We start from the raw sequence: 13,226 nt of genomic DNA on the forward strand, positions 1-13,226 counted from the left end.
GCAACCCGCTACGACAAGACCGCTGAAAGTTTCCTCGGCTTCATAGACATCACGTCCATCCGCCTCTGGCTGCGTCTTTTGTCAACATGACCTAATTGTCCTTTTTGGGTGGTTTATTGGCCATTCTGATAAGCACAACGTGACCACCGGGCGGAAACGCCCGGTTTTCGCGTATTTTCAGCATGCACCTTGGGTGCAGAGTTCGATTCTGTCCCGAGGAAGATGGTTCCGGGAGTCACGCGGCCAAAAGGGTTTTCAGGAATCTATTTCGCAAGGATGATCCTTTGTGCTCGCGTTTCATCTGGCGGAAGGCACGGATCGAAAGCTCTATTCCAAAGGCGCGACCCTTGTCACGCTGTCCTGGGCGCAAGGAGCTTCTCGTATACAAGCTACGCTGGCAGCCCAGGAACCTGCCATGACTTCAGCGGTTCGAAGAGCTGAGCGCTGCAATCTCAAGTGTCAGGCGGCGCGCTCCGACCGCGGTGGGCCGACTGATTTTTCTCCGCGACGACAGATAGGAGGGCAGCGGGTAGGGGCCATTGATCGAAGGCTTTTCATACCGGGATCCAATTTCTCGCCGTGCGAGCGCGGCTCAGTATTTTGGCCTTGGGCCAGTCCGACATCACCGGGAACGAAAAAAGGGCGGCTTTCGCCGCCCTTTTTTACAGAATCTATTGTTCAACTATCCTGATCGCCAGCGCCGCACCGCATTCTCGATGCGCGCGTAGGCCCGAATGGCCTCGTGCTTCGAATGGTGACCGTCGCAGAACTGGTGGCCGTAAGTGTCTGCGCGGGTGTCTTCGATCGTGTAGCCGAGGGCGAGAAACGCCTCGTGCGCCGCGGCGGTCAGCTGCGCGGGATGCCTCGGCGAAGTCATGACGGTGACCCCGGCGATCTCCCGTCCGATCTGGGTGTAGTGCCGGTCCACCCAGACGTGGACACGAGGCAGGCTGTGTTTTTCGATGAGCCAGAGCGTCACGTCGCAGATGTCCTGCTCCAACCCGAACTCATCGGGATAGACGCTCAGGCGGCGCTGGCGCGCCACCTGAAGGGCACAGCGTGCCCCTGTTTTAGTCGGCATGTTGGAAGCGCGCGAGGAGGTCGCTGACGCGCGCGCCATGCCACCGGGGCATGTCGGAAGCTGGCAGGCCCCTCTCATGCCCGATCCTGTCGAGCGACGTCGGCGCTTGGTCGGCCAGGATAAGACGGATATCGCGCAGTGCGGCCTCGACGGCATCGGCATCCGGGATAGGCTGCCCGAAGGCCTCATGCAGGTCACAGAGCGCCGCGAACCCGCTCGGATCATCGAGCGCGTCCAGCAGGTCGCAGAGCCGTTCTGCCCCACGCTCTCGCAAACCGTCTCGCTACACAGGCTCTAAAGTCGATACCATGGCGGAGTATCGCGGATGGCTTTGCCGCAAATCTGCGCCTCCGTCGATCTTTCGCTCGGCGACTTTCATACCTTCACGATTCAGATGAGGCTCGCCGCATCGTCACCCGGTGGATGGAGGCAGGAGGACCCTTGCATGGTCCGACACCGGACATTCATGTGCTTGAGGCCGTTTGTCACGTGGTCCCCGATGAGGCGCTGCGAGTCATCGATGGTATGATAGCTGCCCTTCAGGCGGCTCCGGGAGATTTCCACAGCCTCGACAGCTTGACCCGCATGATATCGCGGATCGCTTATTCCGAGGCCGTGTTCCCTCGTGCCTGCGAAAGTCTGGTGACGCTAACCATCGCAGTCGCCGAGCAACGGACATCGAATGCCGACGATGCTTTGAGCAGCCTTTTCGGCCTCTACCTGTCTGGAACGCTGGCCCAGACCGACACGCGCATCCGTGTCGCGCGCCATTATCTTTTGGCGAACGACCCGAACCACAACGCGCGCGGTATCATCATGCTTCGCTCGGCATTGCGAACGGGCTACTGGTCCTCTTCCATCCTCTCTTACGATGACGCCCGTCCAGATGCGTCCGGATGGAATCCCCATGGGCAAAATGTCGTCGAGTGGTTTACTAAGTGGCTCGATCTGGCGGCAGAAATCGCTCTGGATGGCCCTCTTGCGATCAGAGACAGCGCCCGAAAAGCGCTGGCAGATGAAATCGGTGACATCTGGAGGTGTATTCCTACACTAAGGCCACGGATCGACGAAGTCGCGCGACAACTGCAAGCGGCAGCGCCTTGGGCCGAAGGCCGGCAAGCTCTGAAACAGATGTTCCACTATATCCAACGCCGCGGCGAAGATTTTCCCTGCGCCGATACAGAAAATGTCCTGCGTCTCATCGATCACATGGAGCCAGTTGACCTCGAAGCTCGGAAGCGCGCAGAGATGGTCATGGGTTGGGATTTCGACCTCGAAAACGAAGACGAAGATTTGAATGCTGCCGAGGCCCGGCGAGCGCAGCGCTTAGAGCTTCTTGGGCGGGAATTGGCGGCCAACCACGATAGCCTACGCGCTGTGGGTCGTGATCTTTTCGAAGCGGAAGGCGGGTCTTTCTATCCACTCGGGGCCGGACTTGCACAAGGGGCCGGTGCCCCCGTCGCGGTATGGGTAGTCCTTCGAGATCTGCACCTTCTCGATCCCTCCAGGACCCGGCAGACCAGCGTCCTCTCAGGGTTCATTCAACAGCTTGATATCTCGAACTCGGCTGTAGCAGACGAGATTCGCGTTGAATGTCGAGGTATCCCTGCCTTGCGACGAGAATACGGTATCTTCCTCGCAAGGGGTGTGCTGCCCATACAAGAACTGGAACATGTGATCGAAATCGCAGGGGAGCCGGAGACTTCAGCTTGGCACCTTAGCGATGTCTCCTGGCGCGAAGAGCGCGAGCTGACTGATGAAGACCGCGTCCGTCTTCTGCGCACCATCCTCGCCAAATCAGGCGGTCCGGAGCAAGTAGTCAATGCGCTGACGATGCTCCGACACGTCGAAGGTAACGCCCGGAATCGCTGGCCAGAAGATCTTCGGGAAGTTGGCCTTGATGCGGTCGTTGGGATCATCCGCGCAGAAGATCTTAACCCCACCAAAGATGAGCGTATGTCGCGCGCCATGTCGGCTTGTCTGCGCGGGGACGACGGATCAGGAGCGAGCCGCGTGATGGAGGCGATCGTGGATCGTGCTGCAAGACGATACGGTAGCACCTATGATGTCGAAAGAGCGCTTGCCACACTGGCGGAGCGAGCCCCCGAAGTCTTTCTCGGCCGCGTCTTTTTGGACGAAGCAGATGGACCTTCCATAAGGTTCCAAGACGGCCGACGCCCTGGGCCACTTTCGCACGTACCGACTGAGGCTTTGATCGAATGGTGCAGACAAGATCCCGATCGTTGGGCAAGAGTGGCCCCGCAGATCTCGCCCTTCTCGCGCGGGATTGATGATCAAGGTGAAACCGGACAGATTTCGCCGCTCGCTTTCGCGTTTCTCGAGGCGGCACCGCGCTCCGAGGACGTGGTGGAGGCATATCTCCAACATCTTGCCCCAATGAGCTGGTCGGGCAGCCGAGCGGCTATCATGGAGCGCCGTCTCGCCGTGATAGAATCCTTGCAGGACCATCCTGCGCCTGTGGTTGGGCACACGATCTCTCGCCTGGCTCCTGACATCCGCGCCCGAATTGATCGCATCCGTCAAGCCCTGTTGCGTCACCACGTAAGGATCGCGGCACAGGTGACGCGCAAGGACTTTTCGTAATGGAGGCCGCTGGGGGAGGCAAAACGTCTCTCGTCAAACATGGTCTCAAGTCACACCCGCTTCTGCAGCCCAAAGGCGAGGGCCACATGCCTTGGATCATGTTGGAGGCTGCTCCAAGCCCGGCCACAACAAAGGCCCTCGGCATCGAGATACTTGCCAAAACCGGATACACGGATGTTTCAGGTAACCCCAATGAGCAAGAAATCTGGAGGCTGGTGAAGCACCGCCTGGCGGCCCTGAAGACGGTATTTGTGTGCATTGATGAAGGTCACGACCTTCTCGGGACTGCCAGCGCAGTCGAGATCCGTAACATGCAAAAGCGCCTGAAAAATCTCATGCAGGGAGAGGGGGCTGTCAGCGTAATTCTCGTTGGCATCGGCGAACTGCGACATCTTGCAGCCTATGATGACCAAATCAATCGTCGATACCAGAAGTTGGCTTTCGACGACATTTCACCGGTGCGCGACGAGCGTCTCTTGAAGGGGATCCTTCATACCTTGTGTGCGGAAGCCGGGATTGCTGCTCCGAAGGAGCCGGACCTCATCGAACGTCTGGTACACGCCAGCCGGCGGCGGTTCGGGTGGTTTATCAAGAATGCATTGAGAGCTCTGGAAATCGCAGCTGTGGCGGGTGCGTCTCGCCTCGAAAAGGCTCATTTCGCAGAGGACTGGGCGGTCCAGGAAGACGCGGAAGTCGGCAAGAACGTTTTCTTGTCGAACGATTGGTCGAAGATCGACCTTTCTGAGAAACCCCTTCCGCCCCGAGAGAAGAAGGGCCGGCGATCATGCTGTTGCCATTCCTGCCGTTCGACCCTATCGAAACGCCCTTGTCATATGCCGCGCGCTTGGCCCGCCATCACGCCGACAAGCGCGTGGTCCCGTTTCTAAAAGATATGCGGATCTGCCCACAGGCAATCGCGTCATCCAAGCCAGGCGCTCTCGCACGCTTGGCAGACATCTCGGGCGCATCGCTCTGCGAACTGTCCCGAAACGTGCCGATCCACAAGGGCAATCGGATTTATGATCTTCGCGGTGAGCTGGTTTCCGCAGAGTTTCTGTCCAATCCACACACTCTCTTCTGTCCGGCTTGTCTGGCCGAGGATGATCAAACGGGCAGGCGCCGCGGTCGTTGGGAGTGGCGTTTGTCGGTTGTGCGAACATGCTCGCACCATGGAATTCCGCTACTGCGTCAAGCACAGGCCAAGTGGGACGACGTATTTCACGAACTCGATCACCGTGTACCTGAGCGTGACCGAGAACTTCAGGCCCTGATCGAGAACGCGGTCCCACGCTCGGTTTCGCCTCACCAAGAATACGTCATCCACCGTCTCGAAGGGAAAGTTGGTCCCGAATGGTTGGATGCGCAGTCTCTTGAACAGGCGGTCCGGGCGACGGAACTCCTCGGCGTGCTGCTCGAACATGGGCCCGATCAGAAATTGCCGGAACTGACGTCGGATGACTGGGATCATGCGGGTCGCGTTGGCTTCGGATTCACCTCGCTCGGCGAGGTAGGCATCCGGGAGGCGCTCGAGGCTCAGTTCCCGAAATACGACGATGCGTCAGGCACGCCCGGAGCGCGAAAGATCTTCGGGTGCTTTTACACGGCTCTTGCATACTCCAAGTCACTCAAGGACCCTGGCGACATCGCGCGCATGCTCCGCGAAGTCATCACCGAGAACATCGCCATGCCTGCCGGGACCAAGGTGCTGGGTGTCGAACTGCGCAAGCGCCGCTTGCATACGGTGGCGTCCCTGGCCAAGGAGCAGGACCTCGACCCTCGAACACTGAGCGACGTGCTGGTTGCTGCAGAGGTGATACCGGATAAGGCGCCCGCCCATTACCCGATCCCGGTGGAACAGGGCCGCGATATCGCAAGCCGGACGAAACGGACGGTGACCGTCTCCTCGCTGTGGAAGAACATGGATTTCACACGGCCGATCGTCGATCAGCTTTTTGCTGATCGGCTTCTTACCCCCATTTTCTACGGGAGGCCGGGCACGAAGGGTCGGACGCAGAAAGCCGTGGATCGCGAGGAGCTTGCCATGCTGGTCGGCAAGCTGCACGCGAAAGCAGTCGAACTGGGTGCCGAGACCGACGGGCTGGTGCCGGTCTCGAAAGCTGCGGAGAAGGCCAAGGTGCCGGCCATTACCGTGGTGCACATGATCCTCGGCGGTTTCCTCGAGCGCGTCTTTCGCCTGGCTGGTCAAGACGGGGTGGCAGCGCTTCGCGTGGATCCGGTGGAGATCAAGCAGCACCGGACGGCCTGTTCGGAGGGTTCTTCCCCAATGGAAGCGTTCTCTTCGTTGAAGATCTCGAAGACCATCGGCTGGTGTCTGGTGGACCGGTGCCCGGAAGAGGTGAGCCTTGCCGTCAACTGGATCGTTGACCCGGAAGAGGGCCATCGGATCCCGCGGTTCGACCCTGCGGTCGTCGCCGACTTCAAGGCGCGGTTCACCCACCCGGCGCGGATTGCCGAGATGCATGGCCTTCAGCTCTTGGAGGTCGTCAGCCGTCTGAAACGGCGGGGATTTCGGCCTGCGGTGTCGGAAGCTGAAGTCGGCGAGGACTTCTATCGGATCCGGGATCTGAAGTCGGATCTATTTGATTGACATAATGGGGCTTCCCGGCGCCTTGATCATGTGAGATCGTCGAAGCCGCCCGAAAGGGCGGCTTTTTTCATGTCTTAGTTGCAGAAGCCGTGAAGAAAAGGGTGGTGGCCAAGTTGTGCTTACGAGGAGTGGTCAGCATATGCTTCCATAGTGGCCAAATTTCTCGCGCGGCTCGATAAATTATCCAATAAAATCAATGGTGGCATACTTCAGAATGGACAAGAAGTCCTTCCCGTTACATAGCCAGACCCAGACGAGGCAAAAGCATGCGTAAAACGCACTTAACAGCCTGCGCCAAAACCCTTGGGTGCGCGACAGCTTCAGGTGAAACATGGAAGGCGGTCCGCGCGGGCCGCTTTTTCTTTTTCAACCAGTTGTGTATGCGCGTGTCGTTTGCCTCGGTTCAGCTTACGGTTTCGAAGGTGCGAGCGCGTTAGCCACATCGGCCCTGAGTCACGAATTCCCGTAGTCTCCGCCATCCGGAGAGAGACGGTAGAAATGCGTTCTTCGCGCCGTTCTGCGCTCAGGCTGTGCCCGCTGCGCCCAAAGTGAAGGCTTGCGGTGCGCGGCGCGAAGATCTGCTCATCGTTGTTTGCGCGATCTGCAAAGCAGGCATGCTGCGAACCTCCAGAGGTGGCGGCGTCACGATCTCGAATGCCTCGCTGTCGATGCTGGAGGACGCGTCGGTTCGCAATTGGGAATGCCCATACCACCGGGTGGCCTTGGACATGACGCATATCAGCTGGGTCGTGACATCCAATGCGGCTGATACCGTTCCCGCGCCTTGGCGAGTCGAAGCCAAATTTGCGATTTGCCGGCGCTGACTGTGCAGGACCTCAGCCAATTTGCCGAGCGAAAAGCGGCGGCATGTGGGTTGTCCAGCGCGTCACTGGAGGCGCTTGTCACCGCAGTCGAAGCATCCACGGCACGTAGCCGCGCGCTGTCCCCGCGCGATGTTGGGAGGATGATCGGTCGCACGACAGTCTTGGCGACGCGTTCGGTGCTGCGTTGATGAGAGTGAAGCGCCGACGGTGCGCTGCGAAGACTTTGTCACGATGGTCATTTACGCGGACGGAACGGTCATGCCGACGGATTGGAAAACCTGCAGAAAGCATAAAAGTTCGTCACAAGCGCCAGCACGGCAGGCATTGCCGCAAGGGTTTCGCCAGCGCATAGCTGAAGGAGGCGCTAATAGTCTTGCGCCGACCGCTTGTGCCGACCGCTTGGTTCGCCAATTGCGCCGCAATATGGTCTCCAAATGTGGCTGTCACCCCACGCGTCTGTCAGCGCAACTTGAAAGGGATCCGCACGCGGTCCGCAGCCACGCCTAGAGCGCCTGATCAGATGCTGCAGCCGCAACTCGCTTGGCGCAGATTCACAACGCGACCGCTCAACACCCTTCGGCAATCACAACGCCAGCGATGTTGCGGGCCGTTTCCGCTGGCTCGAGAGCGCCTCATTCCTCGCACCCATTATGCCGACGCCACATCGCTTCGTTGTGGCCCTCGGGAACACTCGCACAGGGATCGGCAGCATATCCACGTAGGACATTGTAACGATCGACCTGCTCGGTGGTCAGAATGTCCAGCGTCTGTAGGTGACGGGACAAATGGACGAAACGAACGTCAGACCGGGCCTGACCAGCAGCCTTTACCAACGCCCCGAGTTCGGTCGCGTCGAGCCCTTCCTGAGCGAAGGCAGCGCTCAACGCGCGTTCCGCCGCAATGAATTCTGCACCTCTGGCGACGGCCTCTTCCTGCATCTCCTGAAAGATCGTGTCCATGCGCGCAATCTGATCGACGGACAGGTCCAAGTCTTCCGCGAGTTCCAGAACGTGGGCCGGACCAGGGTATCCGTTCAACTCTGCGGCCAGAGCAAAACCCCATCCGCGCCCGGCTTCGAGATCCGCGATATCGATTTCTGAGAGCGTCGCGATCTCTCGCGTTTGCAAGCCCGTATACGGTGTGTGGCTCTCTTCGGCGGCACTCTGTTCGCACACTGCGGTGACGGCGAGGGCAAGGATAAGGTGTCTGCGCATGATTTGCTCCTGTATTGGCAGAGTTCAGCATGGGCCGCGCGTCTCGTACATGATAGCTATCATGTCATGGAAAGATTTCTGGATGTGCTATTCGAGGACGGGAGCGTCCTACAAAAAGAACCGGACACGTATCTGTTTCATGCGGGAGACCCCGTGCGCTTTGTGCATCTCGTCGAAGACGGCGCCGTTCATCTTGAGAGAACGCAAATCATTGGTCAGGTGATGTGTTTTCAACGGGCGCGCCACGGTGATGTTCTTGCCGAGGCCTCGATCTATGCCGAAGCCTACCATTGTGATGCCAGGATCGTAGAGCCTACGCGCCTTCGACGGCTGTGTGTTGATCGATTGGTCAAGCGATTGGAAACCGTGCCCGAGTTGACGCGGGCTTGGCAGGCGCGCTTGGCGCGGACGGTGCAGACGACTCGCCTTCTTGCCGAAATCAGGGGGCTGAAAACGGTCGCGCAGCGCCTCGATGCATGGCTAGACCAAAATGGAGCTTTGCCCAGCAAGGGGCAATGGCAAGACTTGGCACAAGTGTTGGCGGTCTCCCCAGAGGCGCTTTATCGTGAGATTGCCCGTCGACGGGCACTCAAGGCGAGTAAAGAAGTCGACTAGCGCGCCGCTTGATCCTGTTCCGTGATGCGGGCCTGATGGGCACGCTCTCGGTCCGGCCACTGGGTCTTGATCCATTCAAGCGCGTCGCGCAATTCTTCCTCGGAGTAGCTGTCAGCGAAGCCAGGCATGTTGCTCTCGTAGCCGCCGCCGACCACCGCCGCTGTGCCACGCATGGTGATGTCGAGGAGAACCCGGTCGGCGTGGTGCCATGTGTGCCCTGAGGCATCATGCGGAGGGGCCGGCAATCGACCGTCCGGTCCGGGCGTGCGCCATTTCGGCTCGCCTTCCAGATTGGCCCCGTGGCAGGCGGCGCAGGCCTCGTGATAGATCGCTTCACCCCGAGCCAGGTCCGGCTCATAGCCGGCCATCAGAGAGCGGGATCCGGCGCTGAGAAACAAGCCGGACAGCGCCGCGAGCGAGACCGCAGCTGCAACAAGAACAAGTGGTTTTTTCATTCCGCCGGCACCTCCCGGAGACCGGACGGGACGCGGCCTTTTGCGGCCCCGGGCAACGGCTCAGGCTTCCAGCGGCGCAGTCGCAACGCGTTGCCAAGGACAAAGACCGAGCTGAGCGCCATGGCGCCCGCCGCAAAGATGGGCGACAGCAGGATACCGAAGGCAGGATAGAGTGCACCGGCAGCGACGGGGACCAGCGCGGTGTTGTAGGCGAAGGCCCAGAACAGGTTCTGCCGGATGTTGCGGATCGTGGCGCTCGACAGGGCGATGGCCTTGGGCACGCCAGACAGCGCGCCTGACATCAACACAACGTCGGCCGCCTCGATCGCCACATCCGTGCCGGTGCCTATGGCCAGCCCCACATCGGCCTCGGCCAGTGCAGGGGCATCATTGATGCCGTCGCCAACGAAGGCCAGCCGACCGTGGGCGGTTTTGAGATGTCGGACCGCCTCCACCTTCCCATCCGGAAGCACCTCTGCGACAACCTCGTCGATGCCGAGACGTCGGGCGATGGCGTCCGCCGTGCGCCGGTTGTCGCCGGTGATCATGGCGACCTTCAGGCCGAGATCGTGCAGCGCGGCGATGGCCGCGGGCGTGGTTTCCTTGATCGGGTCCGCAACCGCGACAATGGCCGCCAGACGACCGTCAATGGCGGCATAAAGCGGCGACTTTCCTTCGTCTGCCAGACGCGCTGCCGTCTGCGCAAAAACCTGCACGTCATGGCCAAGCATGGCCATATAGCGGTCCGCCCCAATCTCCACGGAAGTGCTGCCAACGGTTGCGCGCACGCCCATTCCAGTCAGGCTCTCGAACCCGGAGACCTCCGGCAGGACCAACCCTTCGCTTTCTGCTGCCGCGACCAAGGCGCGCGCGATGGGGTGCTCTGACTTCGCCTCGACGCCAGCGATTTGCGCCAGCACCTCCGCGCGATCAAAGCCGTTTGAGACGTCGAGGTCGGTCAGGCGCGGCGCGCCCTCGGTCAGGGTGCCGGTCTTGTCGAACGCGACAACGCGGACATCCGACAGCGCCTGCAACGCCTCTCCCTTGCGGAAGAGCACGCCCACCTCCGCGCCACGTCCCGTGCCCACCATGATCGAGGTGGGCGTGGCCAGCCCCATCGCGCAGGGACAGGCGATGATCAGAACCGCAACGGCATTGACCAGCCCGAAGGTCAGAGCCGGTTCCGGGCCGAAGACGAGCCAGACGACAAAGGTCAAAAGCGCCAGCGCCATGACAACCGGCACGAAGACCATCGTGACCTTGTCGACCAAGGCCTGAATGGGCAGCTTGCCTCCTTGGGCATCCTCGACCATCCGGATGATTTGGGCCAGCATGGTGTCGCGGCCCACGGCGGTCGCTCGAAATGTAAAGCTGCCGGTCTGGTTGATCGTGCCGCCGACAACCGTCGCACCAGCGCCCTTGGCCACCGGCACCGGCTCGCCCGTGATCATGCTCTCATCCACGTAACTGGTCCCGTCCAGCACCTCGCCGTCGACTGGAAGCCGCTCACCGGGCCGGACTTCGATGACATCGCCAAGGACGACCTGCGCGACTTCGATCTCTGTAAACCGTTCCCCACGCCGGACGCGCGCTTGACTGGGTGCCAGCCGCACCAGCCGCTGGATCGCCTCAGAGGTCCGCCCCTTGGCCCGCGCCTCCAGCCAACGCCCTACAAGGATCAAGGTCACGATGACGGCTGCGGCCTCGAAATAGACATTGACGGTTCCGTCCGGCAGCAAGCCCGGCGCAAAGGTCGCGACGACGGAGAACAGATAGGCCGAAGCCGTGCCCACTGCGACGAGGCTGTTCATGTCCGGAGCGCCCTTGAAGAGCGCAGGCACCCCCAGGCGATAAAAGGCTCTGCCGGGTCCGACCAGAACGGCCGTCGTCAGCGCAAACTGGATCAACCAGCTGGCCTGCATGCCGATGGTAGTCATGACCAGATGGTGCATACCCGGGATCAGATGACTGCCCATCTCCAGCACAAAGACAGGCAATGTGAGGATGCCAGCCACACCGACACGCCGTTTCAACTGGCGCGCTTCCGCGTCTTTCTTGGCCGCTTGATCGGTTGGACCGTCGTCGCCCGACAAAGCCCGTGCGGTCTTGCCCTTGGTGCCAACTGCGGCAATGAGATCGTCAACTGGCGCTGTGCCGATCACCACGGCCGTCTCTGTCGCAAGATTGACATTGGCTGAAGCAACGCCGGGCACGGCAAGAAGGGCGCGTTCGACACCGCGCACGCAGCCAGCACAGGTCATGCCCTCGACGGCAAGCGTGACGGAGCGCCGAGGCACCCGGTAGCCAAGATCCTCGATTGCCTTGATGATCGTGGTCGCGTCAATGGCGGCGTCGAAGGAGACGTCCGCCCGCTCCGCGGCGAGGTTCACGCTGGCCTCAGCCACACCGGGCACAGCCTCGAGCGCGCGCTCCACTCGGCCGACACAGGAGGCGCAACTCATGCCTTCAACCGGCAGTGTCAGCGACTTTGGAAATCCGGGCTCGGCATTCATGGCGTGCCCCCTCTCATCATTCAGATCCAGGCTGACGCTCAAAATGGCACTTCCAGTCACTGGAAGGTCAAGAAGAAACTTTTTATTGACCTTCCAGCGGCTGGAAGCTGCATATGCATGGTTGAGGAGGCTTTTCACAATGAATATCGGAGACGTGTCGCGCGCCAGCGGTCTGCCCGCCAAGACGATCAGATACTACGAGGATATCGGCCTCGTGCGCCCGGCGCGCGGGGCTAACGGATATCGCGACTTCAGCGAGCAGGACGCGCATAAGCTGGCCTTTCTGGGCCGGTCGCGCTCGTTGGGCTTTACCATCGAGGAGTGCCGCACGCTCATGTCACTTTACGAGGACCGGGACCGCGCAAGCGCCGATGTGAAAGCCCTTGCGTCCGAACATCTGGATCGCATCGCGCAAAAAATCGACGAGCTTCAGGCGCTGAAATCCACGCTCGAAACCCTCGTCACGCGCTGCCACGGCGACGACCGCCCCGATTGCCCGATCCTCGACGATCTTGCCGGACGCAAGGCCCTGACAGGGTGACGCGCCAATCGTCGACATATGCCGGGATCGGCGTAGTCGCCGTTCTCGGGGCCGGGTGGTATGCGGTATCCGGAGACGGCGGTGACACTGCGCCGACAAGCGCAAGCGCGCCAATCGTGCCCGTTCTGACGAAAGAGCATGAAAAAGGCCGCATCCTGTTCGATACCAATTGCGCGGCATGCCATGGGCCAAACGCGTCCGGTTCGGATCAGGGCCCGCCGCTGGTTCACCGGATCTACGAGCCGAGCCATCATGGCGACATGGCTTTTCTGCTGGCCGCGCGCCAGGGCGTGCGCTCCCACCACTGGCGCTTCGGAAACATGCCCGCCATAGACGGCGTCACAGAAGACGAGGTCGTTCAGATCACAGCCTATGTCCGCGCCCTCCAACGGGCGAACGGGATCAATTGAAGGAGACATTCATGAAATCACGTCTGGCGCTAACCCTTGCCGCCGCCCTTCTTGGCGGTGTCGCGTATGCCCATTCCGAGAAGGAAGGCACCACCCCAATTGACGGCGCGCAGCTGACCGAGACACCGGAAATGATCCACATGGTGTTTGACGATCCGATGCGCGTTACAACGATCCGCTTGGTGAACGCGGACGGCGTCGAGATGCCGATGGAACGTGGCACCGGACTGGAGCCGTCATTGGAGTTCCATGCCGAGCCGGAGCCGCTCAGACCTGGCAGCTACACGGTCGAGTGGCGGGGGCTCGCGTCCGACGGACACGCCATGCAGGGCAGGTTCTCCTTCGAATTGACCGAATAAGA

At 60.7% G+C, this 13,226-nt stretch carries 12 protein-coding genes and 1 pseudogene; 8 read left to right on the forward strand and 5 right to left on the reverse strand.

Features of this window, described 5'->3' with window-relative positions; all coding sequences use genetic code 11:
* Positions 1–90: pseudogene (locus J1C49_RS09310) on the forward strand (IS5/IS1182 family transposase); the annotation flags it as partial.
* Positions 91–682: 592 nt separating this feature from the next.
* Here the strand turns inward: J1C49_RS09310 and J1C49_RS09315 are convergent.
* Positions 683–1,081: a hypothetical protein gene (locus J1C49_RS09315; RefSeq protein ID WP_227445548.1), complete on the reverse strand. Its 399-nt coding sequence runs from the start codon at positions 1,079–1,081 to the stop codon at positions 683–685.
* Complete coding sequence (locus J1C49_RS09320) at positions 1,071–1,355, reverse strand: hypothetical protein (RefSeq protein WP_227445549.1); 285 nt, start codon at positions 1,353–1,355, stop codon at positions 1,071–1,073. Before J1C49_RS09320 ends, J1C49_RS09315 begins: the two co-directional genes overlap by 11 nt.
* 167 nt (positions 1,356–1,522) lie before the next feature.
* On the opposite strand from J1C49_RS09320, the gene J1C49_RS09325 reads away from it, so the two are divergent.
* Genes J1C49_RS09325 through J1C49_RS09335 form a run of 3 tightly spaced genes read left to right on the forward strand, consistent with a single transcriptional unit; the run spans position 1,523 to position 6,293 of the window.
* Positions 1,523–3,685 (forward strand): hypothetical protein, encoded by a 2,163-nt coding sequence (locus J1C49_RS09325; protein ID WP_227445550.1) that lies wholly within the window; start codon positions 1,523–1,525, stop codon positions 3,683–3,685.
* On the forward strand, positions 3,685–4,572 hold the full coding sequence (locus tag J1C49_RS09330; RefSeq protein WP_227445551.1) for a TniB family NTP-binding protein: 888 nt from the start codon (positions 3,685–3,687) through the stop codon (positions 4,570–4,572). The genes J1C49_RS09325 and J1C49_RS09330 overlap by 1 nt, the downstream gene beginning before the upstream one ends.
* A complete protein-coding gene (locus J1C49_RS09335; RefSeq protein WP_227445552.1) occupies positions 4,470–6,293 on the forward strand; it encodes a TniQ family protein in 1,824 nt (607 codons plus the stop codon). Before J1C49_RS09330 ends, J1C49_RS09335 begins: the two co-directional genes overlap by 103 nt.
* 1,456 nt (positions 6,294–7,749) lie before the next feature.
* On the opposite strand, the gene J1C49_RS09340 is transcribed toward J1C49_RS09335, so the two are convergent.
* Positions 7,750–8,331, reverse strand: a complete 582-nt coding sequence (locus tag J1C49_RS09340) for a Spy/CpxP family protein refolding chaperone (RefSeq protein ID WP_227445553.1) — start codon at positions 8,329–8,331, stop codon at positions 7,750–7,752.
* A gap of 66 nt (positions 8,332–8,397) precedes the next feature.
* On the opposite strand from J1C49_RS09340, the gene J1C49_RS09345 reads away from it, so the two are divergent.
* Positions 8,398–8,946 carry a Crp/Fnr family transcriptional regulator gene (locus J1C49_RS09345; protein WP_227445554.1) on the forward strand — a complete coding sequence of 183 codons (549 nt, stop codon included), beginning with the start codon at positions 8,398–8,400 and terminating at the stop codon, positions 8,944–8,946.
* Here J1C49_RS09345 and J1C49_RS09350 read toward each other — a convergent pair.
* Both J1C49_RS09350 and J1C49_RS09355 read right to left on the reverse strand, forming a co-directional pair.
* Positions 8,943–9,401, reverse strand: a complete 459-nt coding sequence (locus J1C49_RS09350; RefSeq protein WP_227445555.1) for a cytochrome c — start codon at positions 9,399–9,401, stop codon at positions 8,943–8,945. The genes J1C49_RS09345 and J1C49_RS09350 overlap by 4 nt on opposite strands.
* A complete protein-coding gene (locus J1C49_RS09355) occupies positions 9,398–11,914 on the reverse strand; it encodes a heavy metal translocating P-type ATPase (RefSeq protein ID WP_227445556.1) in 2,517 nt (838 codons plus the stop codon). Before J1C49_RS09355 ends, J1C49_RS09350 begins: the two co-directional genes overlap by 4 nt.
* A 139-nt stretch (positions 11,915–12,053) precedes the next feature.
* Between J1C49_RS09355 and cueR the strand changes: the two genes are divergently transcribed.
* Genes cueR through J1C49_RS09370 form a run of 3 tightly spaced genes read left to right on the forward strand, consistent with a single transcriptional unit; the run spans position 12,054 to position 13,224 of the window.
* Positions 12,054–12,455: a Cu(I)-responsive transcriptional regulator gene (cueR, locus tag J1C49_RS09360; protein ID WP_227445557.1), complete on the forward strand. Its 402-nt coding sequence runs from the start codon at positions 12,054–12,056 to the stop codon at positions 12,453–12,455.
* On the forward strand, positions 12,452–12,865 hold the full coding sequence (locus tag J1C49_RS09365; protein WP_227445558.1) for a cytochrome c: 414 nt from the start codon (positions 12,452–12,454) through the stop codon (positions 12,863–12,865). Before cueR ends, J1C49_RS09365 begins: the two co-directional genes overlap by 4 nt.
* An 11-nt stretch (positions 12,866–12,876) precedes the next feature.
* Positions 12,877–13,224: a copper resistance CopC family protein gene (locus J1C49_RS09370; RefSeq protein WP_227445559.1), complete on the forward strand. Its 348-nt coding sequence runs from the start codon at positions 12,877–12,879 to the stop codon at positions 13,222–13,224.
* The last annotated feature ends 2 nt before the right edge of the window (positions 13,225–13,226 follow it).

This window comes from Cognatishimia sp. F0-27, from assembly GCF_020667845.1.
Classification (GTDB): domain Bacteria; phylum Pseudomonadota; class Alphaproteobacteria; order Rhodobacterales; family Rhodobacteraceae; genus JAFMPQ01.

Excerpts from the sequence above, each read along its gene's own strand:
- J1C49_RS09370 (WP_227445559.1), top strand. The coding sequence starts at position 12,877 with ATGAAATCACGTCTGGCGCTAACCCTTGCCGCCGCCCTTCTTGGCGGT.
- J1C49_RS09355 (WP_227445556.1), bottom strand. The coding sequence starts at position 11,914 with ATGAATGCCGAGCCCGGATTTCCAAAGTCGCTGACACTGCCGGTTGAA.
- J1C49_RS09345 (WP_227445554.1), top strand. The coding sequence starts at position 8,398 with ATGGAAAGATTTCTGGATGTGCTATTCGAGGACGGGAGCGTCCTACAA.
- J1C49_RS09340 (WP_227445553.1), bottom strand. The coding sequence starts at position 8,331 with ATGCGCAGACACCTTATCCTTGCCCTCGCCGTCACCGCAGTGTGCGAA.
- J1C49_RS09315 (WP_227445548.1), bottom strand. The coding sequence starts at position 1,081 with ATGCCGACTAAAACAGGGGCACGCTGTGCCCTTCAGGTGGCGCGCCAG.
- cueR (WP_227445557.1), top strand. The coding sequence starts at position 12,054 with ATGAATATCGGAGACGTGTCGCGCGCCAGCGGTCTGCCCGCCAAGACG.
- J1C49_RS09350 (WP_227445555.1), bottom strand. The coding sequence starts at position 9,401 with ATGAAAAAACCACTTGTTCTTGTTGCAGCTGCGGTCTCGCTCGCGGCG.
- J1C49_RS09335 (WP_227445552.1), top strand. The coding sequence starts at position 4,470 with ATGCTGTTGCCATTCCTGCCGTTCGACCCTATCGAAACGCCCTTGTCA.
- J1C49_RS09330 (WP_227445551.1), top strand. The coding sequence starts at position 3,685 with ATGGAGGCCGCTGGGGGAGGCAAAACGTCTCTCGTCAAACATGGTCTC.